We start from the raw sequence: 26,196 nt of genomic DNA on the forward strand, positions 1-26,196 counted from the left end.
GATAAGGTTTAAAAATGGGAAATAAGGAAGGATGGATAATTGCGACTTAAATATACTGCGCCAAGGGGAATTTTGGTAACAAACAAATGGTTAACGGTTGTTAAAAAATAAGGCAACGTATTAAAACGTTGCCTTATAGCTCTTTTTATTTTCCTTTATCTACTTTCTTAATCAATTCTTTACGCACATTTTCCGGGACGTTACTCAGCAATTTGTATTTCGTTGCTTTTTCGATGGATTCTACGGATGTAAGGTAAGTTTGCCAATCGAAGTTCACATCGTTCGAATTTGGGGTGTTTACGGCAATTACACGCGTATTTTTATCGATCCGTTGTAAGTCGTTCTTGCCTTCAGGGATCACTACGATTATTTTCCAGATGTTAGCCGGCACATTTACATTCTTCTTATCGATTTTCATGATTTTACCCCGGTTGCCAACACCGCCGGTACCGTAGCTACCCATAAGTACGTATACTTCGTTGCCTTGTTTCACCAATTCACGGGTATATTCCTCGAGGCCCGACCATAAATGCTGGTTGTGGTTAGGTGCTTGTGGAATCATGTTAGTCATAAGGAATGTAGATTCATTGGCGTCTTTGCTGGATGTTCTATCGGCAGAAGGGCAGTTATGGCCACGATCAAAACCGCTGCTCGAGTAGCTGGAATGCGTTACGCGGTACCAGTCGTGTGGTAAGCTTTCATCGGGTCTGAAATCGTTTACGCGGGGCGACTTTCCAAAGTCGCGTTTCGAGATATGCCAGCTCACCCAGTTCGGGGTGCTATTTGTACTACTGTACGACAGCTTATAAAAGCCTTTATCCATCAGGTAGTTATCTGGCATGGTTAAAGAAGTACTAGCGTTGGATGGGTTGCCGAGTAAAAGATGATCATCATCGTCGTCATCATTACTTGCGGTGGTGTTGGTATTATCCGTAACAGGCTTGCTAGGTTCTGTTGGGGTAATAGTACCGCCGCCGAGGGAAATGCGGATATTGTCGATGTTGAGGCGATGGTTGTCGCTGCCGACTTTCCGGATTTCGAAACGGATTGTTTTATTGGTATTAGCTGTGAAGCTGGCGGGTTGTAGTTGTTTGTTGGTGGTTTTAATGGTTTTACCGATTTGTGTAAAGGATGCACCTTGGTTAATCGATACCCATAATTCCCAACTACTGGGGCCATCGTTGCCATATTTGGCGTGTTGCATAGCAATAGTAACAGTGCCTTTCACTGTAACATCGAATGTCATGGCTACTTTGCCATTATTGCGCAGTCGAATTGCGCGGGTGCCTGATTTATGATCATCATCGAGCGTACCGATCATAGCATCATCGAAGCGCCATTTTCCACTGGGTGTTTCGATGGTGTTTGCGGCATAGGCAGGTTTGGAAGCTTCCTCGAAATTCTCTTGTAGGAGAAGTTCGTTTTTATTGGAATTTTTGCTTGTTGTGGTTTGGGCTACAGGTGGAGCACTTGCTGTTGTTGGAGCCTGTTCTTGTTTTTGTGACTGGTTATTTTTATTTACGCAAGCGGTAAAAAAAAATGCAGTCAATAAAACAAGTAACATCGGCCATTTACATCCGTTCTTATAGTTCATGTCGTTGGCATCACTTCGGTTACAAAGGGTGGCAAAAATATTGACTATTTATTGAATAAGGAAATTAATATAGGTGTAAAAAATTGGTAAGGAATGTTGATATGTCAATAATTAGACAAGAGTTGCTAGTAGATTATATAGATGAACTGAGCGTAGCAAGGATGATAGGAAGCGATCAACCGGTGACGAACAAAAAAAGCGAATACGCTTTTGGTAGGGCGTGATTCGCTTTAATAAATGAGTGAACAAATCAACAATAAAATCTTTGCGTTAGAAAAAATCAGTCCCAGCCTTAAATAAGGCCGAGAGTTACTAGCCAAGATCTAAATCGTTCTAATGAAATGATGTAAGGATTAACTAAACCGGGATGCACGCCGATTGCTCAGCAGGTGTATGGTTTTCGTATAATAAGTTCGACAGCTCATCGTTTGCGCGGGTAATTTGTTTGGGGCTACAATCAATGTATGCAAGTTCGAATAATTTGAACCAGGTGATAGTAGCATTTTTGTGCGCAAGGATGGAACCATCGCTGAATTTTAACTGTAATTGATCGCCCGCTGGGATCATTTCGAACCTTCCTTTTAGTTTGTGAACGAGTTTTGCTAGTTCGCTTTCGAAGAGGAAGATGATGGCTTCGTGCTGTTTGATGGCATAGAGGCGTTCAAAGAGTAGGAAGCATACGAGGGCTTCTGGCACTTTTACGTTCTGGGCCACGCGGTTGCAGAGCTTGTGTAAGTCAACCTTTGGTAATTGTTGGTTAAACAAGATCATAAGGAATGGTTGATAATGTTCTTCAGAGGATTGGTTCTTCTAGTGTTGTATAGCCGCTCGGGAAATTAGAACTGTTAAAAAAGAAGGGAGTGTTGAGCTCCCTCCCACTAACCAAAAACAAAAGATTAATTTGAAAACTACATGGGGCCTCAGATCCAAAGGATGAATCATTACTTGAAATGGACAGTGCCATCATTATCAAAATAATATTCAACTGAAGAAGTTGCCTTCAAATTTTCTAAGAATGTTTCTAGGGATTTATTCCTATCTACTTTACCGCTAAATTCTTCAATACTGGCGTGCCTACTATCGATTACTACTTTAACGCCGAACCATCTTGGTAATACAACGCTAATATCTTTCAACGTGGCACGGTCGAAATAGTAAATACCATCTCGCCAGCCGAGTACTTTTTTCGCATCAAATTCTTCGGTGCGGATATAAGCATCGTCGATGGCAATGGCTTGCATGCCGGGTTTTATTATTTCTGTTTGCCCATTTATTTGCATTCTCACAGAGCCGCTTACAAGGGCAACACTTACTTCGCTTGGTTTGTACGAGTTCACGTTGAACTCTGTACCTAACACCTGCACGGTTTTACCGCCCATGTGCACGAAGAAAGGCTTATTGGGGTTGGGTGCAACTTTGATATAGGCTTCACCATCTACGCTAATATCACGGGATTTACCCGTGAAAGCGAAGGGGAATTCCAAGATCGTTTGCGAGTTCATCCAGATTTCAGTACCGTCTGGAAGGTTGAGTTTATAATTCATCCCGATGGGAACGGTGAGCGTATTCATGCCACTAGGCAGGTCGTCGGCATTGGCGTAATTCAATGTTTTATTGAGATTACTCATTTGCGCACCACCTACGTTAATGCTGCCGGTTGTGCTCGACAAGTTGATCACTTGGCCGTTGGCAAGCGTTAACTGGGTACCGGTTTCTTCTTTCACCACTGGCTCTTGCTGGGCAAGCTGTTGCTCAAAGGATGGTGGACCAAAAGGATTATAGACATATACAATGCCCGCCAGGAGTGCCGCCGCAACGGCAGAGATGGCGATGCCCCGTTTCCACATTACTTTAACCTTCGATTCGTGCTCCACCTTCAATGCTTCGAATGGCAGCGGGTTGTTTTTACCGCTGAATCGTTCAAATTGGACATCCACATCGCTAGACCTAAATAAGGCCTGGATGTGCTCCCATTTCTCGCGTACGGTAGGATCTTCGGCAATAAGCTCATCGAGATATTGCTCGTTCGCCGCAGAGATCTGCCGCGTGATCTTTTCCGTCATTAAACGGTGGATATCGTCTTTGTTCTTGTACATAATCACATTACTACATCTAACAACAACTATTTTATTTCGGCCGTATTAGATATTTTTTACTTTTTTTAAAATTTCCCTCATTTTTTTTACCGCGATCCCTAATTGCACCTTTACGGTGTTCTCACTAATCGATAATTCGGCGGCAATTTCCTTACGGGATTTGTGGTGCATGTAGGCCAAAACAAAGGATAGGTGCTCGCGCGGCGACAGGTGATCCAGCGCGCGGGAGATGTGGATCGCGAGATCCTGGTTTTCGAGCATGTTGGGGGGAACTACATGGCCGGGTGGGACCATGATTTCTTGTAAGCGGCGTTTACGGACCGACTCCCGTTTTAATTTGGTCAGGCAAATATTTTTAACACAGGTATATAGGTAGCCTTTCAAGGCTTCCGCGTTCCTGAACCGGGGCACTTGGGTAAATGATTGCTTTTGCCATGCTTTGACAAAAAAATCGTTAACAACTTCTTCAGACAATACTTCGTCTTCCAAGATGGTAATGGCGGTAACAACAAGCCAGGCCCTGTATGCCTGGTACACTTGTTCAAAGGCGCCCAACTCGCCGTTGTGCAACCTTTGTAAAAGTTGGATATGATCGTATGATTGCATATTTAATAAATACATTCACGAGGACGCGAACCTATTATCTATACACAAGGGATAGGCATCACAGGAGGTATGATGTTCCAGCGTTAACAAACAGCGGCGTATAAAACAGGTTAATTCATCAAAAACAATATTACACTCATAACTATCATGTTTTGCAGTCATACAGATAGTTGATTAGACCTTGGTTGCAAGGTATTATTCGGAATATGGATACTGTTGTGCCTAGAAATACCGCATATTCTTACTGGTAGAACGATAAGCCCTTGATGTTATTAGAAAATAGCTGATCCTTATTATTAAAAAATAGCTTTTTCAGTCATATTAACGTAAAAGATAGGCCTACGGTTTTAAGTGGAGAAGCAGCAACTATTGTGATGCTGCTAAAATGAGGGTATAAATACCCTTATATTTTGAAAAAGAATAAAAATTGCGACTTGAAAAAAATGATAATTTTTTACAGCAACAGGAAAAATTTTTCATTTTCATTTTGCAAATTTTCGTATCAATTCCCACACGCTTATCTTCTGCAAAATCAATCCTTTCGGTTAAAAATTACCATACATACACGTCTTTCTTCAAAACAATATTTTCTCACTTTGTTAACACAAAAATTATTAAAAAATAATACAGCACCAGCATACATGATGTTGTTAGAAGTGTAGAATGTAATTGTCATTTACGCTCATATGATAGAAAAGTTTGTATTAACAAACAAATAACAAATAAGGGTGTAAAACGGGAGTGCTGGACGTTTGATACGACAAATAACACTTCCCGGCCAACTTGATTATTATATTCTCAGAATGCAAGCATATTTAACTAGTAACTGAATATTAAACTGGCTATTTGTTAGCAATTAATTTCCACTTTCGCCATGTTGAAGCCCCAAAAACGAACTTTCATTCTACAAGAGAATGAACCATTTCATCAACCCAAACAATGTATACGAAACATGAATCCAGCTATCAAGTTGATACTCGTAAGTGTTCTTGTTATCTCATTTACGCTGATGTCGACTGTTTTTGCCCAAGTAAACAGTAATAATAGGCAGGGTGAAATCATGGTAAACATCCCCGCATGCAAAGTGACTTTGAAAACACTCTTCCATGACATAGAACAACAAACCGGTATGACGTTTTTTTACAACAACCGGTTGGTGAACGTAGACGAAATAATACGGTTCTCGTGTAGTAATGAAAAGCTGGATATTGTATTGAGGAGATTGCTACATGAAAAAGGCGTCACTTGGTCCTACATGGACAAGGAGATAGTATTAAGACCTATTACGAAGGAGCGCACATTTCTCCAAAGTTTTGGCACCCATGAAGCAGCAGGTATTGACTTAGCTGCTTGCGATGACAACAACAAATTAGTAATCACCAAAATCATGTAGAATGCGTAGACTGTCCCTGAAGCTATTCACGGTTTTTAGTATTTACATCCTGAGCGTCATTTTCATACAAGCACAGGCGAACCGTAGCGAAGTATTAATCAATATCCCCAAATCGGAAGTAACGCTTAAAAGCGCCTTATCCCTTATCGAGAAGCAATCGAAGTATACGTTCTTTTACAGTCACACCCAGGTGAATCGCAACCAGAAAGTGACCGTAGATTTTAAGAACGAACGATTGGATAAAGTATTACAAACCTTGTTATATCCGCATGGTTTGGGGTATAAGTATGCAGGGGACCAGATTTTGATATTTGAGAGAGAAAGGGCAGCAGGTACAGCTTGGGGTTCTAATAATATTTTCGTAGATACTTTAATCACATTAACGGGCCAAATAAAAGATAACAAAGGGACACCATTGGAAGGGGTGTCTATATCTATAAAAGGATTTGCTATTGGTACAATTTCTAAGCAAGATGGTACGTTTGCTTTAGAAAAAGTTCCACAAAACTCTAATATAGTTGTGTCCTTGATAGGCTATATACCGCAATACTTTTTAGCAAAAGATAGTAAGATAATTTTTGCTGTTCTAGAGCCCAGTGTAACAGAAATAAAGGAAGTTGAAGTTTATTCCGATGGATATACTAAAATTAATAAAGTACAGGCTTCAGGTTCATACTATAAAGTGAATAATAAGACCCTCAATAGAACGCCATCAACTAATATTATTGATAGGTTATTATATGTAACTAGTAGTTTAAATTATACTCCGGAGAAGTCAGGAAACATTATCTCAGTTAGAGGTGTAAGCACAATTAATGCAAATAAAGATCCATTAATTGTTGTTGACAACTTTCCATATGACGGATCTATAAATAGTATTAATCCAAATGATATTGAATCTGTAACTGTATTGAAAGATGCAGCAGCTGCTTCTATATGGGGAGTGCGTGCAGGGAATGGCGTAATAGTAATTACTACCAAGAAAGGAATCAGTGGGAGGAAACCCAAAGTGAGCTTTACTGCAAATAGCACTTTTTCTGAAAAGCCCAATTTTGGCTATATAAACGCTATAGGAACATCGGACTATATTAGTTTTGAAAAACAAATGTTTGATATGGGGTATTATGATAATATATTGAGTAATACCTTTAGCTACCCAGTAATTTCAGATGGAGTAAATATAATGAATAAAGCAAGAAATGGCGAGATATCTAAAGTTGAGGCTGAAAAAATGTTGGGAGATCTTCAAAACGGAAGTATAATATCTGATTTAAAGAAATACATGGTAAGAAATGGAATAAATCAACAGTATAATATAAATATTGCAGGTTCAACTGACCTAAATAGATATTATGTATCCTTAGGATATGATAAGAATAACTTTAGTGCTATTGGCAATAATTTGACACGATATACAGCATTAATCGAAAATCAATTTGAATTGAAGAAGTTTAGTGTGTCTTCGACCATTTCTTACGGAAATACGCAGCAGAATTCTAGAGGTGCATCTTATTCTAATTTAATTCCCATTGGTCACAATGTAACACCATACACCCAATTGAAAAAGAATGGGAATAATATTGCAATACCTTATCAATTCAACTCAAACTATATTGATAGTGCTACATATCCCAAGCTTTTGGATTGGCATTACGTTCCATTAGATGAAGTTAATAATAGTAAAAACATAGTTTCACAAAAAGATTTAAGAATTGCAATTGGGGTAACATATAAAATTTTAGAAGAGCTTAATATAGATGTGAAATATCAGTATCAGAATCAAGTAAATGAATTGGATCAAGTTTACTATGAGAGTTCCTATTATGCTCGAGATCTAATTAACAAGTATATGAATGTTGATATGTTTAATAATGTCTCTTACCCAATACCTATGGGAGGAATAATCAACAGTACCTCAGGAAGCCAAACTTCAAATAATATTAGAGCCCAATTGAATTTTACAAAAAAAATTAAAAAACACTTTCTTAACTCTATTTTAGGTTACGAAGTAAGGGAAAATAAAAATAATATTCTAACTGATAAAAAATACGGTGTAAATTTTGAAACTAATACATCTCTTCCTGTTGATTATATAAATGACTACCCTGTTCGACCTCTTAATATTTATAGTAAAATAACTTACGATGAGTTCATAATAAAAAATATTAATCGATTTAGAAGCTATTTTTTTGCATTTAATTATACTTATAATAATTATTTAACATTAACAGGAAGTGGCCGTTTAGATCAGTCTAATTTTTTTGGTGTAAAAACTAATCAAAAACAATTACCATTATGGTCTTTCGGAGCAAATTTTGATTTATTAAATTCCCCACTTATTAAATCGTCTGATTTTTTTAATTTATTAAAATTGCGAACAACTTATGGGTATAGCGGGAATACAAATAATGTTGCTTCCTCTTTGGTTACCATAAAATATGGTATTAACTCAGATTTAAATATAATTTCTGCTACATTAAATAATCCTCCTAATCCATCATTGAGATGGGAAAAGGTTGGTATGCTAAACATAGGGGTTGATTTTTCTATTTTTAAGAATAGAATTTCAGGCTCCTTAGAATACTACAATAAAAATTCCAAAGATTTAATAAGTTTTATTACTACAGATCCTACTGTAGGCGTGACGCAATATTTAGGGAACAATGCAACAATGAAGGGGCACGGATTTGACATTATATTAAACACAATTAATATCAAATCAGATAAAGTAAACTTTTATACTAATCTTTTATTTAGTATAAACTCAAATAAAGTTACTTCCTATGAACAACAACCTAAAACAGTTTTTGATTATATTGATAATAACCAACCAGTTATAAATAAACCCTTAGATAGAATTTATAGTCTTAAATACGCCAATTTAAATGAAAGTGGAGATCCACAGATTTTTATTGATGGAAAGATTGACTCTTATGATAAATATATAAATGCAAAGGAAAGTGATTTAGTTTATGGTGGAGCTACTATACCTAAATATTTTGGATCTTTAATGAATACCATAGAATTCTCAAACGGACTTAGTCTATCATTAAATTTAACATATAAGTTTTCCTATTTTTTTAGAGCTGGCTCCATCAATTATAATGAATTATTTTTCTCTTGGGGGGGACATAATGATTATTTAAATCGATGGAAGAAGAAAGGAGATGAATTAACTACGAAAATTCCTAGTATTCCATCTAATTTTGATGACCCTAGCCGTGACTACGCATACTTAAAATCAAACGTGTTAATAGAAAAAGGAGATTATATCAGACTTCAAGATATAAAATTACAATATAATCTAAATCCTCAATTATTACAGCGTTTACAAGTTAACTCACTATCATTATTTGTTAACGTAAACAATGTGGGCCTATTATGGAAAGCAAATAAAAGAAAATTAGATCCAGAGTATCCCAACATTTCTTCCATACCTCCTTCTAGATCATATAGTCTTGGGGTAAACCTTAATTTTTAATTGATAAAAATTTTCATATGAAAAGAATATTTTCCTTTTTCTTGATTATGATTTCATATCTAGTATTGTCTAGTTGTTCAAAAGATTGGCTTGATCAAAAGCCAGATGGCTCAATGTCTACACCTAGCACCTTAACAGATTTTGAAGCATTATTAGATGAAAATAGAACTTATTTAAGTCCACTTGGAATTGGTGAGATCGCTTCTGATGATCATTTTACTAGTGAAACAATTTGGGCAGCAGGTATAACAAATCAAGAAAGAAATGCGTATACATGGTCTAAGGATTATCCGAATATTGAAATTGCTGATTGGAACTCATCTTATAGTGGTGTCCTTAAGTGTAATGTAGTGATTGATGGAATTGAGAAAGTTATTCTCAGAAATGCTTCTGATGCAATTAGAAAAAACAGCATACTTGGAAATGCATTATTTCATAGGGCTAGACTATATTTTGAATTGTCACAAATTTATGCACCCTTGTACGTTTCATCACAAAGAAACTCATTGGACATGGGTGTCCCTTTGCGACTTGATCCTGATATTTCGGTATCATCATCAAGAGCGATAAATTCGGAAGTTTATGATCAAATAATTAAAGATTTAGAAACGGCAACAAAGTTGCTCCCCGAATACGGAGAATATAAAATTAGAGCTTCGAAGGTCTCAGCTTTTGCACTATTAGCAATTATAAATCTAAGTATAGGTGAATATGAAAAGGCAAGTATTTATTGCGATTCAGTATTTAATGCCAAGTTTAGACTAATTAATTTTAATGATGTGGTAGCGGGGATAAAAAATTTGGGCAGATTTAACGATGAGGTCATTCTTCATACAACAGGTGCGCGTTATCCATTATTAAGTATAGGTTGTAACATTGACACATTTTTGTACTCTACTTATAAGAAAGGGGACCTACGAAAGTCTGTTTATTTTGATTCAACTATTACTAGGATAATTTATAAAGGGGCCTATTCAAATAGCAGAAATATACCATTTTACGGGATTGCTTTAGATGAAGTTTATTTAGTTAAAAGTGAAGCATTATGTCGATTAAATAAGACTAAGAATGCTGTTGAAGTTTTAAATTCATTGTTAGTTCAACGTTTTGAGCTCAACAAATATATTCCATACGATTTGAATCTTAGCTCAACTGAATTGCTTCCAATAATTTTATTAGAAAGACGAAAAGAACTTATTCTTAGAGGGAGAAGGTGGCTTGACTTGAAAAGGTTCAATAATGATCCAGCAATTGCTAAGACTTTATTGAGAAATATTGGAGGTTCTCAGTATTTATTGCAACCAAAATCTTTTAAGTATGTTTTTCCAATTCCGGATGATGTTATAAGTAAATCTGGTATTAAACAAAATAATGGTTGGTAAATATATTGATTATGAAGATTAAATTCATTGCACTTTTAATTAGTATTATTTTGGGCTTTTTTGATATCTCATTTTCCCAATTAAAGCAAATGAGTATTGGAGAGAGTGTACCTAATATTAATCTTAATATTAGGTTAAAAGACGGAAAAGAAACAAACATTAGCATTGATTCTTTAAAAGGGAAGTTAATTATTTTTGATTTTTGGAATAGATATTGTGCTTCTTGTATTGCTTTATTTCCTAAAATGGAAAAGATTCAAGAAAAGTTTGGAGATAGAGTTAAAATATTTTTAGTAACAAAGGATTCAAAGAGTGATCTAAAATCTTTATTTGAAAAATCAAGAATAATTAAAGAGAATAAACTACCATTGATAATTAATGACACTATTCTGTCTAAACTTTTTCCGTACAAAGCAGTGCCTTTTCATGTTTGGTTAGATGAGGATGGACGTTTTTTAGCAGGAACAGACCCTACTAGCACAACGGAAGGGAATATCGCCAAATATTTGGAGGATAAAATAGTTGATTTTCCATTTAGATTTGATGAGAACAGTTTTTCTGTCTATAAGAAACGATTAATAGAACAAGAAGCCTACACTAATAGACTTAAAAGTCTACCAGCATATTCGATAATAACACCCAGATCAATTTTAACTGCACAATCTCCTGTAGCGGCAATTTGGGACTCAGTAAGCAATAATATCAGTGGGATATCTATTTATAATGAAACAATAGTTGGTCTATATAGTAGTATAATGTCTCATGTTAAATATGACATGGTAAAGGTTATTGTAAAAGAAGAGAAGGATTCTAGTTTATTTTATCCACCTCAAAATGAAGATTCTTTAACAAAATGGAATTATTTGAATACTTATTGTTATGAGTTGAAATTACCTTCGCTTTATTCAAAATATAGTTCAAATGATTATGATTCAATTATGTACAATAAAGCACAAAGTGATTTGGATATATATTTTAATATAAAATCTTTCAGAGAGGAATTTTTTGATACATGTCTCATAATTAAGAGAATTGATTCAAAGATAATCAAAGATGCTAGCGGAGCTTCAATCTATGAGAAAACGGCTGAAGGGAAGTATTATATGAACAATTGTAATATGGGCTGTATTAATTTTATAATTAGCGAATTGCAGAGAAAAACTCATACAAATTATTCAGTTATAGATGAGTCGGGATTCGATAATATAAGATTTTCAATTCTTCTAAATCCTATAGGAAATTATATTGATCTAAATCAGGAGTTGAATAAACTTGGTTTAGGAATATTTTTTGAAAAAAGAAATATCAAGGCAGTGGTTTTAAAAATGAAATAAATACTTTTAAATGAAAAATTATATCATTATAGTAGCATTATTGTTTTTATCGTTAAATTCTTTTGCTCAACAGAAAAATATAGTAACTATTAAAGGAATTATTGAAGATTTACCCTCAGAAACAAGAATTTATATTTGTCAAAATGGAGTTTCAGTTGATACAATTGGAACTACTGTTACGAAGAACGGGAAATTTGAAACAAAGGTATTTTTAAAGAAAAATGGTACATTTTTGCATGTTTTTCTTGATTCTTCATTTAGTAAACGCGAATTAATAGTTTTTGCTGAGAGAGGAAGTTTTACTATTGAAGCTTCTCTTAAACATTGGCCTAACGCAACTATAAAAGAGAATAAGCTGAATAATGAACTTACAACATTTATGGAGAAAGATAATACTAATGCGAGTATTTTGAAAAATGCAATTTTGAACTTAAATCAAATTCTAGGAGAACTACGATATTTGCGAGACACAAAAAGTTCGGACACATCCAGAGTAATTTCTAATTCCTTGAACGCAATGAGAACAGTAGATTCTTTAGAGAATGTGCGTTTCCTTCCATGGAAATCGTATATAAAAGAAAATCCGAGTTCTTATTTTTCAGCATTTTTGTTATTGAAGATGATTCCAATCATGAAAGTTGATTCGATTGATAATTATTTAGGGTTGTTAAATGGTCAAGTACGCGAGAGCGAACAATTTGATTTATTGTTAACTGCTATTGAAATAAAGAAAAAGAATAGCTTAATTATCGCAGGTTATTTGCCAGAAATTGTTGCGTTTGATGTTAATAGAAGAGCCATTGATATAGGAGTCGAAATACGAAAAACTAAAATTACCATGCTTGACTTCTGGGCATCTTGGTGTGCACCCTGTCGCGAGATTATGCCCGAACTAAAGGAATTATATTTTAAATATAAAGATAAAGGATTTAACGTGGTTGGCATTTCTCAAGATGATCATTATATTTCTTGGGTGAATGCTATTACTAAAGATAAGCTTCCTTGGCTGAATGTTTCCGACTTGCAAGGCAATAGGGGTACTATTGCTAAATTATTCAATATATATAAATTGCCCACATCATATCTAGTGGATAATAATGGCAAAATTATTCTAGCTGATGCTACTTTTGTGGAAATAGAAAGATACTTAAAGAGCAACCTTTAGAGATAGACTTTTTGATATACTGTTGTTACAATAAATGCATTTATGCTTGGGATATATGTTTTTTGTGCACAGCAAAAGACTCCCTGTCCAATACAATATTCTGAATCTAGAATTGGATATTGAGAGGAACTTGTAAAATTCCCTATTTTATTGATTGGGCTCCCATATGGGAAATGTGTAATGTCATATTCTAATGTCTGTGAGATATTTGAATAGCCAGTTGGTGGTGGTATAGTTGGTATTTGTATCAGTGTATAGCAATCTTCGAGGATTTTTTCATCATTCTGATTTTGAATTGTGATACCAACTAAGGTAGCAATTAAATATAGTTGTATTTTCATTGTAATTAATTTTACATTGTGAAAACTATTATTGCATTTTTATATAGCGCTATAAGTTTATTTTCATTTACTAGAAATTGTTTTAATCGTTCATTTTTGTAATTCGGAATTACAATACTATTCAAATATTTCCCAGTATTCGCTTCATAAATATCAATAATGTTTCTTGAATTAAAAATTGAAAGGGATTCGTTATCTGCTCTTAATCCTGAATACACGTACAGTAAATTATTACTATAAGAAGCATGTTTATTCACTTCAATTCGTGCTTTGCTTGGTGCGATCTTCTGTTCATTACTATTGCTTTTATTTACAATGCTTAATCCAAGATCTTTGCCTTCTACTGTATCTATTGTGTTGAACTTGTTTAGAATTTCTAAGTTTTCATTAAACTTATATACTTTATTAAAGTAGCTTGTAATGTAAAAGAATGATTTTGATTGTTTATCAAAGATTAAATTTCCATCACTTAAAAAACCTCCATCATTATTCTGATTTATAATTTCATTTTCCTTTTCAACTATCCCTGTTTTATTATTTATTAATTGAAACGTTTGTTTCTGATAAGTTGGATCAAATGCCCTGACTATGGAATGGTTTGAATCAAGTGGTAATGATTTCGTAAATATGGTTGATTGAATATTTATACTATCTGTGGAGTTGCCAATTTTATTTATTAATATAATTTTCTCGTTATTACTATATAGATAAATATATGGAGAATCAATAGTAATAGAATTAGTTGCATAAAATGTTGGACTTATAGTTCTTGCGACACTCAAATACGACCATTTTTTCAGCGAGTCGTTACAAGATAGAATAATCCTAGGATCTGTTCCCGCAAAATAATACTGTGATTTTGAAACACCGCAAATCCTATTTATATCATTAGTTATAATTTCAGTACTTTGAATTTTTAACTCATTCTTAGAAAATATTCTTATAAATCCATTATTTTTTTTATTAGGCAAATTACTAAAATGTAGCATTATTGCTAAAAGTAGTGAACAAGTGCTCCCAAGTAGTATTATTGTGATAACTTTTTGTTTCATTCTAATATTTTAAAAAAATGAATGCAGGTAGTGTTTACACTACCTGCACTTTGTATTATAATCTTTGAGCTACTTGAGTTACTCTGTATTGAGAAATAGCAGCAACGAATTCTACTTTAGCACAGCAGAATTTACCAGTACCAAAGCATTCTACTTCTAAATCAATTAGCGGGTGAGTTGCATCAACAACAGGAACTGCTAATTTGCCCACTGGAGCATTGATAGCTGTCCAGTTTGTAACTTGACCTTCCAATTTAGGATTAATGTTGGTGTAGCCAGTTGGAGCTGGAGTAGAAGGAATGTTTAACAAAGTATAGCAATCAGCTACGCGTTTAACTTCAAAAGCACCAGCATGAGCTGCTACAGTAGCAGAAATAGCTAAAACTGCGATAGCTGCAGCGAAGAAAGATTTTAAAAGTTTCATTTTAAAATTTTTTAAGGTTATGAATTAATTGTGGTACCACTTAACTTACAGGGAGTGGTTTGTCCTATATTGTTATCAATACAGAACCCTGCCTTATGGCCATTAAGGAAAAAACGTATAAAGAAGTTATGATTTTCTTTTAGCGGTCAAAAAATACCCCAAAGTAGCTAGCACTGTCAATACTGCATTTAAATATAAATGTTGCTCCCAATTCAATTTATTGATAATCCCACCACAGCTACAAGGCAAATCATATGCATAAGTAAGCATGAGATATATGTAACCTGTGAATGCAAACATCAATATGAATGAAATTAAGAAGGCCAGGTGCTTAGTCTTTTTGAAGATGAACAATATCCCCACTAATACTTCAAATGGAGGTACTGTATATGCTAGAAATGTTGAGAAGTCATGTATAAATGGAGAGCGAGACATTTGCACTTTTGTTTCGTCGAAATCCATTATTTTAGTTATCCCAGTATAAAACCACAATACAATAAATATCGCAGCAATCAACTCAATAATGATCTCTTTATAATTGATCTTCTTCAAGAAAATTGGCATACTTAATTTACTCAACAGGTTTGTCGGCTTCATAATATATCCGTGGTTTAATAGTTAATAAACATTCGGTTTTTCCGCGTATTCAATTGTCGATATAGTATGTTTCTTGGTGTTACAGATCAAAACTAAGAAGTGTCCCTGCAATTGAGCGGCATTTGTTTGTTAACATTGAATATTTTATTACTAAATATGTAACGTGCTTTTATAATCACTCAAACCGGTTGGTTAAAGCTCCTGGAACACTTGTTCAATTCGGAAATACGTGACACCGAGAATATTTACTTGCGAACCTCGTGCACAACAAAATTGTCCAATTCCTTCACATCCAATTGGATCAATAAACGTATTACTTACTGGGGGGCGAGCAATTTTATCTATGTTCATTCTTGCAGTTGAGTAGGTTGTGATAAATCGTGTTAATGGTGTAGTTATTTTGGAATATGGAGTGATGTCGGCAGTAGGTACGATAAGTGAGGTACTACAATCAGCTACAAAGTTACTTTCTTGGTTTACAGCGAAACTACTAGAAATTATTGATACAATAGACAGTAAAATATGTGATCTCATGATAAGTGATTTAGTTTAAAATTAACTAAGTACACTGTATCAGATTTTCAGCGTTTCAAAATAGACATGATTATCACCTTTCGATGCTCCACAACCCCCACCACCAGCCGCCAACCCAATCGGTCAGCGGCTCCCTAGTGATGAGTGAATTAGAACCATTCGAAAACCATTTGTGAGAATGCAGAAATGGCGGAGAAACCGGCTGGTTAATACCGGTAGATAAAAAATAATGGTGGTTGCCCTTACTAGGCCTCATTTGCCGTCACGAAAAAGCTAAGGAGTGACGGGTACTTTTTACTACTCATGAAATTTATATAACAGGTTAAACTTGAAAAAATCCCGGGGAAACGCTTGATCTACATATACTATAATCCCGGTAAGCTGAAAGAAAAAAGAAAAATCATATATACACAATCGAACAACACCTCAACTATACCCACCTCAGCTACCCCTTCGGGCAGCTGGGCAGGAAAGTGGGGAGGTAGAACAAAAATGGTGGTTATCATAACAAGGCGCAGTGTTAACACTTGCCACTCATAACAACAACAGTAATAGCGGTGATGTATAAGTTTTTGTAAAAACAACCTTTGATACATGCCACAGTGGCCCAAAGTATTTTTTAGTACCACATTGATATACAATGACGATCGCAATGATAACAAGTGTGTGGATTGTACACAAAGCGGGTAGCAAATAGTGATGAACATCTAATTGATATGTCAACCATCATTCGTACAATCATAGCAATTAAGAAACCTACCCCCAAAATCTCCTCCACCACGATCGCTTCCGCCTCCTTTCCCGTTCCGCAAACATGTGCAATAGCGAAGCCAACTGTACATTCAACTCAATAGCCCGGTCTAAATCCCTTTTTTCTTCCATAACAATACCATCTTGGTTACACGAACATGATTCGCATAACAAGGCAGAATATCACAGCACAACTGTAAATTAATCGTGCGGCGTGTGAATACGCAAAATGCTTTTCACCTCTTGTGGTGTGAGCGTGAACGTACTTCCACGGGGAATCTCGATGTGCTTGGTACAATACGTACCTACATCTAGCGGCATATCAGTGCCACTGCATGGGATGAGGAATTCGTAGTACTCGTTTTCTACGAGGTGTAGTGCTTTGTTGCAACGACGTTGAGATAATGTAATGGGGCCTTCCTCAACATAGATATGCGCTTGCACAGGCGTTGTTACCTTCGGTAAAAGGGTAACAAATTCATTGATGAAAAAGTAAGTCACAATCACCGTGTATTGTGGCTTATCAAATTCTTGCATAAACCATTCGTTTACGCCGTGCTTAACATAACCGGTGCGTGCTCGACCAACAATCAGCAGTTTCTCGAAGTGTTCCGGTACACGTGTCACATTTAGGAATGGTGTAGTGGAGCCTGCTCCTTTGATTAGAAAGATCATCGTTGTGAATTATGTTGGTTAGTCTTCAGTTGTAACGAAATCATACTTTTCATTTACGTTGGTTGATGGGATACGTCGACTATAACGCGGTTTTTCCAGGGCGCACATGGGGCAATGCTACAAACCATTTTATCACTTCTTGATCGATTTTCAAGCAGGAAAATCGTCTAGTAAATAAATGAAAAAAGCGGTCGCTAGATGTTAAACATATGTTATTGAGAAGAGAATCTTCAAATTGGCATGTAGCGAAAGGAAATAGCAAGAACAATTGATTGCCCGTGTTTTAACACGTAAAACCCACAAAATTTTCTAGCCAATAAGTTGTTAAGCAAGTGCTGTATGAAGAAAAGCTACCAGAATTTATACCAAGGCTTTTTATCCTTCGGTGCATCTATCAACCGGGTTAGCGGGTCTTCCTCTGCCATGTATAGCTTTAAACGTTGGAAATTATTCTCTGCGGGGTCGAAAACGGTGTCTAATTGCGGGTCGTACACAAAATACCCGGCCACCTCCCGGATCGCCTTAATATAGCGCCCTAAATCGATAATTAGCTTATCCGAAGCAGCCCCCTTCGGCCAATTCCCTACACGGATACTCACCATATGGTGTAAAATGGATAAACTCACCGGTGTTTCATGGGGTGGGGTATTCAAATCGATATGATCGTACAAATACTCCGCTTCCTCCAACGTAATGCTTTGCTGAACAGCAATGGCTTCATGGTTCAATTGAATAGTTTCAAGGGAAGGGTTAATCGTTTCCAAGGCGCGCACAATCCGGTGCTGCATGGGCACATTCTTCTCGCAATGTCCCAAAGTTTCCAAATGCAATTTGATCAATAGCAGCGCTTCTTCCTTGATGGGTTTGCCCACGAGGGACTTGTAACAAAAAATAGCATGACTCATAGGTGCGGCTCGATTTGATCTTTGTAAACACTGTAAAGATATTTTAACAGGATTCACCTACCAAGGTTCATATAGAAAAAAATAAATTATTCTTTATACGAATAAAACATTCCCACTATGTATCAATAAAATATACCTTAATAAGTAAAAAATATTATACTAAAAGTAAAATAAACTTGACAAATAGTAAAATATGCTTAACTTGGTTGAAAATTGATCCCATATGAAATCTCGACTCCTTTTACCCAACAAGTACAAGAAAATTGGCTTAATGCTATTCCCCATTTTCTTACTCTATTATTTCTATATTGAACATTTTGATACCGGCTTCATCAAGTTTGATGTCGGTTTTAAGAATTTCGCCAGCCCGTACTTAGATGATGAATTTGTTTTCCTCGGTTTAATTGTTTCTTTAATGATGATTTCTTTCTCGAAAGAGAAGAACGAAGATGAGTACATCGCGCTTGTTCGGCTAGAATCTTTACAATGGGCCGTCGTCATCAATTATGCCTTGTTAATCATATGTGCATTCGTATTTTACGGCTTCGATTTCTTAAGCGTGATGATCTATAACATGTTTACCGTTTTGGTAATTTTTATCATCCGTTTTAATTTTATCGTTTATCGAAACAACAAAAGAGTATCTGCATGAAAAACACGATAAAGGTGCAGCGCGCAAAGAAAAATCTCACGCAGGATGATGTAGCTAAGTTGGTAGGCGTTTCACGTCAAACCATCAATACCATTGAATCCAATAAGTACGTACCTTCTACCGTGCTCGCATTAAAATTAGCCAAGGTTTTCGAAGTGCCTTTGGAAGAAATCTTCTCCTTGGAAGAAGGCGATATGTAAAACCTTTATTAAGCATATAACCTGTAAAGACGTTCTACTATTAGTGGAACGTCTTTTTTATTGATAGGTCAATCGATGCATCAACTGCAACATCACTGCATGTGTCTATTCTACTTTTGAATTACTTAATTGAATCTGAGCACTAAACAGTCTTGCTTTCCCGGGAGCATGTCGATTTTATTTTTTAACAACCCTAAATCATTCCCATTATGAAGCACTTCGCCACCTGGTGCGCTGCTCTACTTGCATGCGTTATTTTCAGTAGTTACGCATTCCGCAGCGCCGACACGAACAAACCCACGCTTACTATCGCAGAAAGTAAAGTAACCGTTAAAGTAGATGCTATTGGCATTGAACAATTAAAAAGCGCCAAACTATCTGCCGTGCAAGAAGTGAGCAAGAATTACTTTGTTACCATTCCTGGTACCGGCCCTGTTGGTCCTGTAGAACCATGGGATCCTATTATTTGTGATGGTATGACCCACTCCCAATTATGGGCCGATATTTCAACGCGCTACAACAATTGGCGTAACTCGGCAGCCGGCGCCGCTGCGCAACAATGGGCTAACCAAACTTGTCAACCTTACATGATTTGTTTCGCCAATTGTGGCCTAGCAGTTTTGTACGCCATCGAACCCACTAACTGGAAATGTAACATCGCGCAATGGTATGGAGAGGTAGCCAAAAGAGGATCATTAGAAGCCGTATTAGTTCCCTAACATATTTTCAAACCCGGATTCAATTGTACAAGTAACCCGGTTAACCCTATTACCCGCGCACTTAGCATGAGCAATACATTTTTCACAAACCCTCAATATTCCCATTTATGAAACACATCGCAACTTGGCTTTCAGCTTTGTTAGTATGCGTAGTATTAAGCAGCTATGCTGTAAAACATACGCCCGTTAAAACTGCTAAAACAACTACTACTAAAAAAGCAGTACGTACTATCAATGTATTTGTAAACGAAGTTGGTTACAACCAACTTATCACAGCCCGTTCTTCCCAAATCGTAGCCAACGGCAACGATTTCTATCAAACCGTACCCGGCACAGGAACCGGCCCTGTAGGCCCCGTAGAACCATGGGACCCCATTATTTGCGACGGTAAAACGTATTCCCAATTATGGGCCGATATCACGAATAAATGGAATGCTTGGCGCACGTCTCCATCTGGCATTGCTGCACAGAATTGGGCCAATGCAAACTGCAAACCCGTTTTCTATTGTGTAGAAAATTGCATGGTAGCAGTCATGTATGTAATCGAGCCAACCACTACGATTAATTGTCCTCAACCTTGGCAACAACACCTCGCGGTGAACATGAACTTACAAGTAGCAGTGATCGAATAGGATCATTGCATACTGGAAAAACAAAACCCCAACATGTGGTAATAGCATGTTGGGGTTTTTTATTAATAAGAAAGAATTTATTGTAGATTTAAAGAGATGATGTGATACCCCGGTTTAACGTCAACATTATAATCCCAAAAAATACAACGTAAAAACATGAAAAAGTTACTGATGCTTTTCTCTTGCCTTCTTATGATGTCGAAGGTAACAGGGCAATTCTATCTACCTATCGAAGAAAATCATTTGTTGAACTGTTGTAATCCAACAAATACTCCTATCGCTCGTTATACTACTGCTCAAATCGATGGGGCATATAGGTATCTTTTAGATACTTTGAAATTTGAATATCGCTATATTCATGGTGCTTGCGAAAACCGTGCGCATTTCATGTCAACTGCACTGCAAAAGAAGGGTATTCAAACGCAAAAGATTTGGTGCTTTGCTCCCGCGCGGTATACTTTCTTATCGAAGAAACAACTTTTTGTGAAAGATCCCTTACAGATTACTGATACGGTTAACTGGACTTATCACGTTGCTCCAATCATCATAAGCGATAAAAACGATACGCTTGTAATTGATCCTTCGTTATTGTCAACCGGTCCAGTACCTTATAAGCAATGGTTGAATGCTTTAAATTGCCCCGAAGCCATGTATACGTTTATTGATTCGGAGTGGTACTTGTTCAATTCATTCAACGGGTTTAAGGTTTACAACAATGTAAATGATGCAAATCCCCGGACATTAGATATACCTGCTTGGTTCCCGAATGTGATGACGGGCGACTTTATGAATTATAGTATGGGAACACAAAATATACCAAATGGGCTTGCTACGAATGATATTGCCATGAAGATCTATGTTGATGAGAAAACGACGCTTAGTAAAGAAGATTTTCAAAAGATACTAGGGAACATCAATAATGTCATCGCATTTATTACAAATACTACAAACAATACAATTGATCAATCTTTTAAAGATAAACATGCTGTATTGGTGAAGAAGTATGAAGCAGCTTTTAACGAACGGAAAAAATATTGGAGCGAAGTGTATAATAGATTGTCCAATTAAGATATACAAACAAAAAACCGGAAGCATTTTCATACTTCCGGTTTCTCTTGCGGTGAGGGAGGGATTCGAACCCTCGGTACAGTTTAACCCGTACGACGGTTTAGCAAACCGTTCCTTTCGGCCACTCAGGCACCTCACCATTCCCCGGTCGGGGTTGCAAAAGTAAGTAAAGATTTTAATTCTCCAAAAGTCTTTTGAGATTTTTTTAAAATATTTTTTCTTTATTAAAATAAAAACGGCCTAGGATGTAGTACCAAGGCCGTTTTGCAATATTTTTATTTGATTAAATTACATCGCTGCTAGTTGCACTTTCTGTTGTAATTCAATCACGCTGTCTCGAAATGTGTTATCCGTATCCATTAAATCTTTTACGGTTTGGCAAGAGTGAATCACCGTTGTGTGGTCTCTACCACCAAAGTGTTCGCCGATTGTTTTCAGTGAGTTCTTTGTGAATGATTTCGCCAAGTACATCGTTATCTGGCGGGCTTGTACGATCTCGCGTTTACGCGTTTTCTGTAATAATTTATCGTAAGGCACATCAAAATATTCGCATACCATCTTCTGGATACTATCAATCGTAATCTCTTTAGAAGATGTTTTCACAAATGATTTCAATACACGTTTTGCTAAGTCTAAATCAATCTCCTTGCGGTTTAAGGATGATTGTGCTAATAATGAAATCAAAGCGCCTTCCAATTCACGTACGTTACTTTGGATATTATACGCTACGTATTTCACTACTTCTTTCGGCATCTCCAACCCGTCGTTACGCATCTTCATCTCTAAGATTTCCATACGTGTTTCGAAGTCGGGTACTTGTATATCGGCACTCAAACCCCAACGGAAGCGGCTTAACAACCTTTCTTGCACGCCATCTAAATCTTTCGGCGGTTTATCCGACGTTAAGATCAATTGCTTACCCGATTGGTGTAAGTGGTTAAAGATGGCGAAGAACGCATCTTGTGATTTCTCTGCACGGGCAAAGAATTGGATATCATCAACGATTAATACATCTATTAATTGATAGAAGTGAATAAAGTCGTTAATAATATTGTTTTTAGAGTGATCGATAAATTGGTTGATGAATTTCTCGGCACTCACGTACAATACGGCTTTATTAGGGTTTTGACGTTTCACCTCGTTGCCAATGGCTTGTGCAAGGTGCGTTTTACCTAATCCCACGCCGCCGTAAATTACCAGCGGGTTAAAGGAAGTACCGCCCGGCTTATCGCTCACGGTTTTCCCTGCCCTGCGGGCAACACGGTTACAATCACCCTCGATGTACGAGTCAAAGGTGTAATTATGATTTAATTGCGAATCAATTTGCACACGCTTAATACCCGGTATTACAAACGGGTTCTTCACTGGGTTGTGAATAGTAAGCGGGAAATCTACTTCGCTCTCTTTCTGTGGTTTGGTAAACTGCGTAGGCATGTTTACGGTTTTCGCATGCTGGTGCGGGGTACTGTTTTCAACGACAATCCTGTACTCCAACCTGGCCTCTTTCCCTAACTCACGTTTAATAGTCTTACCAAGTAAACCTACATAATGTTCCTCGAGGTATTCGTAAAAAAATTGACTGGGGACTTGAATCGTTAAAACATTGTTTTCAAGCTTTATGGGTTTAATAGGTTCAAACCATGTCTTGAACGGCTGCCATTCCACTATATCCCTGATTATATTCAGACACCTATCCCAAACTTGTTCGCAAGTTTTATTCATTTAGAAAAAATAATTTGTCGTTTATTAATTAGGGTGTTCTCGAATTCAAACTTCTCAACGAAGAATGTTGAAAAATTTTTTAGACAGGATGACGAATATCTGTAGAAAATGTTGAAAAAAAAAATTTATCTGGCCTTGTTTTTTTTCAGATAATTACAATATGTCTGTCCTTTGTTGTGCCTTCTAGTCGATCGCCTAAAACCCTTGTTCCTCCTAGATTCTACCGTTTTTTTTGTTGTTTGTAGTTGCATGATTAACAACTGATTTCAAAACTTGTTGTCCCGTTTATTTAAATAAAAACAGAATGTCGGTAAAATACTATTGCCGGTTAAAATTAAATGCCAAATACAGCGGTTGGTTCCTATTGTTTTCACCTACCCATGAATGCATGTCATATTAAAATATGTTTCCCGCATTTTCGAAAGCGGACGCAAATGTATGAAAGGTTATTTGATTTTTGAGAATAAGTTGTGTAAAAGTTATTGTTGGTTCTTTCCTGGGAAAACTTATCTTTGGCGCAACTGAATTTTTTAAATAATTTTTTGTCATGAGCTTTGAAATTACTGGTAAGCTGATCGTGAAGTACAACACCATGCAGCGTAGTGAAACCTTTAAAACAAGAGAATTTGTTATAGAAAAGTCTGAAGACATCAACGGTCGTATCATCACCAACTATATTAAATTTCAAGCCGTTCAAGACAGGACTGCGATTGTAGATAGATTTAACGAGGGAGAGACAGTAAAAGTTTATTTTAATATTAAAGGAACACGTTGGGAAAAAGATGGCCGCGTGAATTATATCACCAACTTGGACGCGTGGAGAATGGAATCCATGATGCAAGGCGCTCCAGGAGCCGACGCTCAACCGAACTACGGTGGTTCACAAGAAGTGTACAACCCTACTCAGCAAGAGTCTGGTGACGACTTACCATTCTAATATTTTATATTAGTTAAGATATTACAACGAGAAAATGATGAAATCCCGGCCATGCCGGGATTTCTTGTTTTTACTAACTTCCCCAGTTTCAGCGATTAACGTATATTTGTACCCCGTTTTAGGATAAATACCTAACAGCTACAATTATGATCCAACAAATATCGCTCAAACTTAAGCCCCTACAGGCCGCTTCTCAAATCAGCATTCAACAACAAGCTGCTGCCGAACTCGGCGTCAAACTCAGTGATATCACTGGTTTCCACATCATTAAACGATCTATCGACGCCCGCTCCAAGCAAATCTACTTCATGCTCACCCTCAAAGTGTACGTGAACGAACCTTTCGTTGAAAGAGAATCCATCCAGTTTGAATTTGATGTAATACCAAAGAATGCACCTAAAGCTATCGTGATAGGCGCAGGCCCAGCAGGACTATTTGCAGCACTCCGCCTCATTGAACAAGGTATCCAACCCATTGTACTCGAAAGAGGTAAAGACGTACGCGCCCGCAGGCGCGACCTCGCCGCCCTCAACAAAACCGGCGAAGTAAACCCCGACTCCAACTATTGCTTCGGCGAAGGCGGAGCCGGCACCTATTCCGACGGTAAGTTATATACCCGCTCCAACAAACGCGGCGATATTAACCGCATCCTCCAATTATTCCGACATTTTGGCGCAGAAGAAAACATCCTTTTCGAAGCCCATCCACATATAGGTACCAACAAGTTACCGCACATCATCACCGCCATGCGCGATCATATCATCGCCTGCGGCGGCGAAGTGCACTTCGAACAGAAAGTAACGGCACTGGCTATACGAAACAACACCATCGAAGGTGTAAAAACGGCAACCGGCGATCTATTCGAAGCCAAACACGTCATATTAGCCACCGGCCACTCTGCCCGCGACATCTTCAAATTATTACACGCACAAAACATATTAATTGAAGCCAAGCCCTTTGCCCTAGGCGTTCGTATAGAACACCCCCAAGCATTGATCGACAGCGCTCAATTCCACTGCCTCATCCGCCCCGATTACTTACCACCCGCGAGCTACAGCCTAGTAGAACAAGTAAACGGCCGCGGCGTATTCTCTTTCTGTATGTGTCCCGGCGGTATCATCGCCCCCGCCGCCACCGACCCTGGCGAACTAGTCGTAAATGGCTGGAGCCCCTCAAAAAGAAACAACCCATACGCCAACTCAGGCATGGTCGTAACCGTAGACGAAGAAGACTTCGCCCCCTTCCAACACCACGGTGAACTCCGCGCCATGTACTACCAACAACACGTAGAAAAAGAGTCCTTCAACGCCGGAGGCGGCAAATTCGTAGCCCCCGCCCAAAGAATGGCCGACTTCGTCAACAATAAAGTATCGAACACCCTCCCTGGCTGTTCCTACATCCCCGGCCTGCGCAGCACCAACCTAAAAGAAGTGCTCCCCGCCGCCGTACACACCCGCCTATCCGGAGCCTTCCAAGCCTTCGGCAAAAAAATGCGCGGCTACTTCACCAACGAAGCCATCCTAGTCGCCACCGAATCGCGCACCTCTTCCCCCGTAAGAATCCCCCGCGACTCCACCACCCTCCAACACCCCCAAATCAAAGGCCTCTACCCCTGTGGCGAAGGCGCTGGCTACGCCGGCGGCATCGTCTCCGCCGCCATGGACGGCGAACGCGTAGCCGTAGCCATCCTAGAACAACTACACCCATAACACCCTGTAGTTGTTCGTTTTATCACCTCCCCTGGAAAAAAGCCAGGCAGCCTTCTCATGCCCCTAAAAAAAACATGTAGATATCTATATAATACAAATCAACCCACATCTCATACAATCCCCTCCCCCCAATCAAACCTCCTTCACCACAACCTCATATAAACCACGTTCACAAAACCATTAGGTCCTCCGTTCCTAAAGGTTTTGCATCAATCAGCACCACTCCAA

At 37.4% G+C, this 26,196-nt stretch carries 23 protein-coding genes and 1 tRNA gene; 12 read left to right on the forward strand and 12 right to left on the reverse strand.

Annotation, left to right across the window (positions count from 1 at the left end; all coding sequences use genetic code 11):
- Nucleotides 1-145: 145 nt before the first annotated feature.
- The 4 genes from LX64_RS01545 to LX64_RS01560 form a co-directional block, all read right to left on the reverse strand.
- Entirely contained in the window at nt 146-1,594 is a 1,449-nt protein-coding gene (locus LX64_RS01545) for a DNA/RNA non-specific endonuclease (protein WP_111595840.1), read from the reverse strand.
- Between the two features lie 357 nt (nt 1,595-1,951).
- Nucleotides 1,952-2,365 (reverse strand): hypothetical protein, encoded by a 414-nt coding sequence (locus LX64_RS01550; protein ID WP_111595841.1) that lies wholly within the window; start codon nt 2,363-2,365, stop codon nt 1,952-1,954.
- Between the two features lie 170 nt (nt 2,366-2,535).
- A complete protein-coding gene (locus LX64_RS01555; RefSeq protein WP_111595842.1) occupies nt 2,536-3,690 on the reverse strand; it encodes a FecR family protein in 1,155 nt (384 codons plus the stop codon).
- Nucleotides 3,691-3,735: 45 nt separating this feature from the next.
- A complete protein-coding gene (locus LX64_RS01560) occupies nt 3,736-4,296 on the reverse strand; it encodes an RNA polymerase sigma factor (RefSeq protein WP_158538499.1) in 561 nt (186 codons plus the stop codon).
- 952 nt (nt 4,297-5,248) lie between these two features.
- Here LX64_RS01560 and LX64_RS01565 point away from each other — a divergent pair.
- The 5 genes from LX64_RS01565 to LX64_RS01585 are packed head-to-tail and all read left to right on the forward strand — an operon-like array spanning nt 5,249 to nt 13,051.
- Entirely contained in the window at nt 5,249-5,689 is a 441-nt protein-coding gene (locus LX64_RS01565; protein WP_148707157.1) for an STN domain-containing protein, read from the forward strand.
- Between the two features lies 1 nt (nt 5,690).
- Complete coding sequence (locus tag LX64_RS01570; protein ID WP_111595845.1) at nt 5,691-9,170, forward strand: SusC/RagA family TonB-linked outer membrane protein; 3,480 nt, start codon at nt 5,691-5,693, stop codon at nt 9,168-9,170.
- Nucleotides 9,171-9,187: 17 nt separating this feature from the next.
- Nucleotides 9,188-10,552, forward strand: coding sequence for a RagB/SusD family nutrient uptake outer membrane protein (locus LX64_RS01575; RefSeq protein WP_111595846.1), 1,365 nt, complete (start codon nt 9,188-9,190; stop codon nt 10,550-10,552).
- Nucleotides 10,553-10,563: 11 nt separating this feature from the next.
- The gene (locus LX64_RS01580) at nt 10,564-11,886 is read left to right on the forward strand and encodes a TlpA family protein disulfide reductase (protein ID WP_111595847.1); all 1,323 of its coding nucleotides are present in this window, start codon (nt 10,564-10,566) and stop codon (nt 11,884-11,886) included.
- Between the two features lie 10 nt (nt 11,887-11,896).
- Nucleotides 11,897-13,051, forward strand: coding sequence for a TlpA disulfide reductase family protein (locus tag LX64_RS01585; RefSeq protein ID WP_111595848.1), 1,155 nt, complete (start codon nt 11,897-11,899; stop codon nt 13,049-13,051).
- Here the strand turns inward: LX64_RS01585 and LX64_RS01590 are convergent.
- From LX64_RS01590 to LX64_RS01615, 6 genes are all read right to left on the reverse strand, one after another.
- Nucleotides 13,048-13,392, reverse strand: coding sequence for a hypothetical protein (locus tag LX64_RS01590; protein ID WP_111595849.1), 345 nt, complete (start codon nt 13,390-13,392; stop codon nt 13,048-13,050). The two genes, LX64_RS01585 and LX64_RS01590, sit on opposite strands and share 4 nt — an antisense overlap.
- An 11-nt stretch (nt 13,393-13,403) precedes the next feature.
- The gene (locus tag LX64_RS01595) at nt 13,404-14,444 is read right to left on the reverse strand and encodes a hypothetical protein (RefSeq protein ID WP_111595850.1); all 1,041 of its coding nucleotides are present in this window, start codon (nt 14,442-14,444) and stop codon (nt 13,404-13,406) included.
- Between the two features lie 55 nt (nt 14,445-14,499).
- On the reverse strand, nt 14,500-14,868 hold the full coding sequence (locus LX64_RS01600) for a hypothetical protein (RefSeq protein WP_111595851.1): 369 nt from the start codon (nt 14,866-14,868) through the stop codon (nt 14,500-14,502).
- A 126-nt stretch (nt 14,869-14,994) separates the two neighbouring features.
- Nucleotides 14,995-15,465, reverse strand: coding sequence for a MauE/DoxX family redox-associated membrane protein (locus tag LX64_RS01605; RefSeq protein WP_111595852.1), 471 nt, complete (start codon nt 15,463-15,465; stop codon nt 14,995-14,997).
- 1,485 nt (nt 15,466-16,950) lie between these two features.
- Nucleotides 16,951-17,424, reverse strand: a complete 474-nt coding sequence (locus LX64_RS01610; protein ID WP_111595853.1) for a hypothetical protein — start codon at nt 17,422-17,424, stop codon at nt 16,951-16,953.
- A gap of 350 nt (nt 17,425-17,774) precedes the next feature.
- Nucleotides 17,775-18,329 (reverse strand): hypothetical protein, encoded by a 555-nt coding sequence (locus LX64_RS01615; protein WP_111595854.1) that lies wholly within the window; start codon nt 18,327-18,329, stop codon nt 17,775-17,777.
- A 223-nt stretch (nt 18,330-18,552) separates the two neighbouring features.
- Between LX64_RS01615 and LX64_RS01620 the strand changes: the two genes are divergently transcribed.
- The 5 genes from LX64_RS01620 (at nt 18,553) to LX64_RS01640 (ending at nt 21,600) form a co-directional block, all read left to right on the forward strand.
- The gene (locus LX64_RS01620) at nt 18,553-18,981 is read left to right on the forward strand and encodes a hypothetical protein (protein WP_148707158.1); all 429 of its coding nucleotides are present in this window, start codon (nt 18,553-18,555) and stop codon (nt 18,979-18,981) included.
- Complete coding sequence (locus LX64_RS01625; protein ID WP_111595856.1) at nt 18,978-19,181, forward strand: helix-turn-helix transcriptional regulator; 204 nt, start codon at nt 18,978-18,980, stop codon at nt 19,179-19,181. Before LX64_RS01620 ends, LX64_RS01625 begins: the two co-directional genes overlap by 4 nt.
- Before the next feature lie 209 nt (nt 19,182-19,390).
- On the forward strand, nt 19,391-19,900 hold the full coding sequence (locus LX64_RS01630) for a hypothetical protein (RefSeq protein ID WP_111595857.1): 510 nt from the start codon (nt 19,391-19,393) through the stop codon (nt 19,898-19,900).
- Between the two features lie 107 nt (nt 19,901-20,007).
- Nucleotides 20,008-20,532, forward strand: a complete 525-nt coding sequence (locus tag LX64_RS01635; protein ID WP_111595858.1) for a hypothetical protein — start codon at nt 20,008-20,010, stop codon at nt 20,530-20,532.
- A 156-nt stretch (nt 20,533-20,688) separates the two neighbouring features.
- Complete coding sequence (locus tag LX64_RS01640; protein ID WP_148707159.1) at nt 20,689-21,600, forward strand: protein-glutamine glutaminase family protein; 912 nt, start codon at nt 20,689-20,691, stop codon at nt 21,598-21,600.
- A 50-nt stretch (nt 21,601-21,650) separates the two neighbouring features.
- Here the strand turns inward: LX64_RS01640 and LX64_RS01645 are convergent.
- Together LX64_RS01645 and dnaA are read right to left on the reverse strand one after the other, a co-directional pair.
- A tRNA-Ser gene (locus tag LX64_RS01645) sits at nt 21,651-21,739 on the reverse strand.
- 149 nt (nt 21,740-21,888) lie between these two features.
- Complete coding sequence (dnaA, locus tag LX64_RS01650) at nt 21,889-23,322, reverse strand: chromosomal replication initiator protein DnaA (protein WP_111595860.1); 1,434 nt, start codon at nt 23,320-23,322, stop codon at nt 21,889-21,891.
- A 547-nt stretch (nt 23,323-23,869) separates the two neighbouring features.
- On the opposite strand from dnaA, the gene LX64_RS01655 reads away from it, so the two are divergent.
- Together LX64_RS01655 and LX64_RS01660 are read left to right on the forward strand one after the other, a co-directional pair.
- Entirely contained in the window at nt 23,870-24,259 is a 390-nt protein-coding gene (locus tag LX64_RS01655) for a DUF3127 domain-containing protein (RefSeq protein ID WP_111595861.1), read from the forward strand.
- Nucleotides 24,260-24,405: 146 nt separating this feature from the next.
- Nucleotides 24,406-25,968, forward strand: coding sequence for an NAD(P)/FAD-dependent oxidoreductase (locus LX64_RS01660; protein WP_111595862.1), 1,563 nt, complete (start codon nt 24,406-24,408; stop codon nt 25,966-25,968).
- Nucleotides 25,969-26,196 lie beyond the last annotated feature (228 nt).

It is taken from the genome of Chitinophaga skermanii, from assembly GCF_003259335.1.
Lineage (GTDB): Bacteria > Bacteroidota > Bacteroidia > Chitinophagales > Chitinophagaceae > Chitinophaga > Chitinophaga skermanii.

Bases quoted from the DNA above. Each gene is read 5' to 3' on its own strand.
- LX64_RS01625 (WP_111595856.1), top strand. From the start codon at position 18,978: ATGAAAAACACGATAAAGGTGCAGCGCGCAAAGAAAAATCTCACGCAG.
- LX64_RS01640 (WP_148707159.1), top strand. From the start codon at position 20,689: ATGAAAAAGTTACTGATGCTTTTCTCTTGCCTTCTTATGATGTCGAAG.
- LX64_RS01630 (WP_111595857.1), top strand. From the start codon at position 19,391: ATGAAGCACTTCGCCACCTGGTGCGCTGCTCTACTTGCATGCGTTATT.
- LX64_RS01610 (WP_111595853.1), bottom strand. From the start codon at position 17,424: ATGATCTTTCTAATCAAAGGAGCAGGCTCCACTACACCATTCCTAAAT.
- LX64_RS01555 (WP_111595842.1), bottom strand. From the start codon at position 3,690: ATGTACAAGAACAAAGACGATATCCACCGTTTAATGACGGAAAAGATC.
- LX64_RS01565 (WP_148707157.1), top strand. From the start codon at position 5,249: ATGAATCCAGCTATCAAGTTGATACTCGTAAGTGTTCTTGTTATCTCA.
- LX64_RS01620 (WP_148707158.1), top strand. From the start codon at position 18,553: ATGAAATCTCGACTCCTTTTACCCAACAAGTACAAGAAAATTGGCTTA.
- LX64_RS01585 (WP_111595848.1), top strand. From the start codon at position 11,897: ATGAAAAATTATATCATTATAGTAGCATTATTGTTTTTATCGTTAAAT.
- dnaA (WP_111595860.1), bottom strand. From the start codon at position 23,322: ATGAATAAAACTTGCGAACAAGTTTGGGATAGGTGTCTGAATATAATC.
- LX64_RS01590 (WP_111595849.1), bottom strand. From the start codon at position 13,392: ATGAAAATACAACTATATTTAATTGCTACCTTAGTTGGTATCACAATT.
- LX64_RS01570 (WP_111595845.1), top strand. From the start codon at position 5,691: ATGCGTAGACTGTCCCTGAAGCTATTCACGGTTTTTAGTATTTACATC.
- LX64_RS01545 (WP_111595840.1), bottom strand. From the start codon at position 1,594: ATGAACTATAAGAACGGATGTAAATGGCCGATGTTACTTGTTTTATTG.
- LX64_RS01605 (WP_111595852.1), bottom strand. From the start codon at position 15,465: ATGAAGCCGACAAACCTGTTGAGTAAATTAAGTATGCCAATTTTCTTG.
- LX64_RS01580 (WP_111595847.1), top strand. From the start codon at position 10,564: ATGAAGATTAAATTCATTGCACTTTTAATTAGTATTATTTTGGGCTTT.
- LX64_RS01560 (WP_158538499.1), bottom strand. From the start codon at position 4,296: ATGCAATCATACGATCATATCCAACTTTTACAAAGGTTGCACAACGGC.
- LX64_RS01550 (WP_111595841.1), bottom strand. From the start codon at position 2,365: ATGATCTTGTTTAACCAACAATTACCAAAGGTTGACTTACACAAGCTC.
- LX64_RS01635 (WP_111595858.1), top strand. From the start codon at position 20,008: ATGAAACACATCGCAACTTGGCTTTCAGCTTTGTTAGTATGCGTAGTA.
- LX64_RS01600 (WP_111595851.1), bottom strand. From the start codon at position 14,868: ATGAAACTTTTAAAATCTTTCTTCGCTGCAGCTATCGCAGTTTTAGCT.
- LX64_RS01655 (WP_111595861.1), top strand. From the start codon at position 23,870: ATGAGCTTTGAAATTACTGGTAAGCTGATCGTGAAGTACAACACCATG.
- LX64_RS01595 (WP_111595850.1), bottom strand. From the start codon at position 14,444: ATGAAACAAAAAGTTATCACAATAATACTACTTGGGAGCACTTGTTCA.
- LX64_RS01615 (WP_111595854.1), bottom strand. From the start codon at position 18,329: ATGAGTCATGCTATTTTTTGTTACAAGTCCCTCGTGGGCAAACCCATC.
- LX64_RS01575 (WP_111595846.1), top strand. From the start codon at position 9,188: ATGAAAAGAATATTTTCCTTTTTCTTGATTATGATTTCATATCTAGTA.
- LX64_RS01660 (WP_111595862.1), top strand. From the start codon at position 24,406: ATGATCCAACAAATATCGCTCAAACTTAAGCCCCTACAGGCCGCTTCT.